1 pseudogene is annotated in these 1559 nt (G+C 68.8%); it reads left to right on the top strand.

Annotated elements, in window-relative coordinates:
- Positions 1-414: 414 nt before the first annotated feature.
- A pseudogene (locus U9979_RS19595) lies at positions 415-1559 on the top strand (RHS repeat protein); the annotation flags it as partial.

The raw sequence follows: 1559 nt of genomic DNA, 5'->3' as shown, positions 1-1559 counted from the left end.
CGCAACCCACGCTGATAACAACGGATAAACTACGGTTGCGGTAGATACTGAATGGCTCGACTCTGCGACGGTTCGTGTGCAATGCTCCGCAGCGTGAATCCACCTGTACCGGACATTGACGCTGCTCTCGTGTCCGGGTAGCGGCCTGGCTTTCTTCTGATCTTAACCATGGGCGCATCGCTGTGCCCATGGTGACGCGTCTTCAGTGTTCCGTTTGTGTTGGCGCTGTTTGCTGCGCGTTCATTCGGGCGTGCAGGTCACCCGCGTCTTCTTTTCGGGTTGTGCTGTTGTCCGGTGCTGTCCGCTGGCGTGGGTCCGTGCAGGTTCTTGCCATCGTATCTTTGGAGTTTATTCATGCGTGGCCGGCTTTCTGCTGCTCGTTTCCTGCGGGTGTCTCGTCGGGTGCTTCGACGGGTGTCTCGGCGGGGGTTGGCGGTCATCTCGTTCGGGTTGGTGCCCGTGCTGGTGGTGACCGCGCTGACGGTGCTGCGGATGGCCGGGGGTGGTGTGGGTGGGCCGGCGCCGTTGGTGAATCCGTTCCGGAATGCGGCGTTGCCGCAGAGCGCGACCGGGAGTGCGGCGGGCCGTGCGGCACAGGTGTCGACGGGGCAGTCGCAGTCGGGGCGGGCGCCGTCGGCGGCGCAGGTGCGGGCGGCGGTGCCGGCGGTGGCCGGTGCGGTGCCGAGTACGGCGGCGGAGCCGGCGCGGCCGGTGGATGTGGCGAAACCGGATCCGTCGGCGGGGGTGGCGCGGTTCGGTGCGGCGACCACGGTGACCCCGACGATTCCGCCGGCGGTGCGCGGTGTGCAGCCGGGGCAGGTGGAGGTGCCCGGGCGGCGGACGGTGTGGAGCGACGAGTACCTCAATCCCGACGGCACCCACACCACCCAGGTGTATTCGGTGCCGAAGCGGTTCACCGGTGCCGGCGGGACGCTGGTCGATATTGATACGAGTCTGGTGCCGGCGGGTGCGGGGCGGCATCGGGTGGCGGCGGTGGAGCACGCCGCGGACATCGCGGATCGGGCGGATGATCCGCGGTTGGCGTCGGTGCAGGTGAGCGCCGGTGCGTCGGTGTCGTTCGGGATTGCCGGTGCGGGTCCGGCGGCGGCCACGGTCGACGGGGCGACGGCCGTCTATGCGGGGGTGCGGCGGTCGGCGGATGTGCGCCTGGCCGGGACGCTGTCGGGGGTGAAGGAGAGTCTGGTGTTGCGCGGGGCGGATGCGCCGACGCGGTGGACGTTTCCGTTGGCGTTGCAGGGGTTGACCGCGACGGTGGACGGGAAATCGCAGCAGGTGTCGCTCGCCGACGGCGCGGGGGTGGTGCGGGCGGTGATTCCGCGGGGGTCGATGGAGGATGCCGCGGTCGATCCGCATGTGGGCGCCGGTGCCTATTCGGAGGGTGTCGTCTACACGCTGGTGACCGGGGCCGATGGCCAGCTGGCGTTGCAGGTGGATCTGGACGCGGGGTGGCTGGCGGATCCGGCGCGGGTGTTCCCGGTGACGGTGGATCCGTCGGTGGAGGTGTTGCAGGCGTATGCGGATGACACCTATGAAGTCAT

This window comes from Protofrankia sp. Cas4, assembly GCF_963555915.1.
Lineage (GTDB): Bacteria > Actinomycetota > Actinomycetes > Frankiales > Frankiaceae > Protofrankia.
Note: the sequence above shows the minus strand (reverse complement) of the source record. Positions and strands in the feature narration are given on the sequence as shown.